Raw genomic sequence first — 638 nt, forward strand, 5'->3', positions numbered from 1 at the left:
GGGGAGCGGTTCGTGGCGTGTCCGTTCGGGGGGTCGCGGATGTACCGGACCGGTGATGTGGTGCGGTGGCGGGCGGGTGGTGTGCTGGAGTTCGTCGGGCGGGTGGACGATCAGGTCAAGTTGCGCGGGTTCCGGGTGGAGCCGGGTGAGGTGGAGGCGGCGCTGACCGCGCATCCGCTGGTCGGCCAGGCGGTGGTCGTGGTCCACGAGGACGCTGCCGGTGAGCGGCGCCTGGTGGCCTACCTCGTGCCGGCCACAGGCGACCTGCCCGGTGTCCCGGACCTGCGCGCGCACGTGGGCGCGCTGCTGCCCGAATACATGGTGCCGGCGGCTTTCGTGCCGCTGGCGGCGCTGCCCCTGACCCGGTCCGGCAAGCTCGACCGGCGCGCGCTGCCGGCCCCCGCCTTCGACGGGGCGGCCGGGGGCCGGGGCCCGCGCGATGCCCGTGAGGAGATTCTGTGCGGGTTGTTCGCGGAGGTGCTGGGGGTGGAGCGGGTCGGGGTGGATGACGGGTTCTTCGATCTGGGTGGGCATTCGTTGCTGGCGACGCGGTTGATCTCGCGGGTGCGGTCGGTGCTGGGGGTGGAGTTGGGTGTGCGGGAGTTGTTCGCGGATCCGACGGTGGCGGGGATCGCGCG

Annotated in this window: 1 protein-coding gene; it reads left to right on the plus strand. The window is 73.4% G+C overall.

The window, feature by feature from the left end; translation table 11 throughout:
* Positions 1–39: 39 nt before the first annotated feature.
* A partial coding sequence (locus ACTWPW_RS64520) for a phosphopantetheine-binding protein (RefSeq protein WP_443175086.1) occupies positions 40–638 on the plus strand: 599 nt, incomplete at its 3' end.

Origin of the sequence: Nonomuraea sp. KM90, from assembly GCF_052246675.1 — a bacterium.
GTDB lineage: Bacteria > Actinomycetota > Actinomycetes > Streptosporangiales > Streptosporangiaceae > Nonomuraea.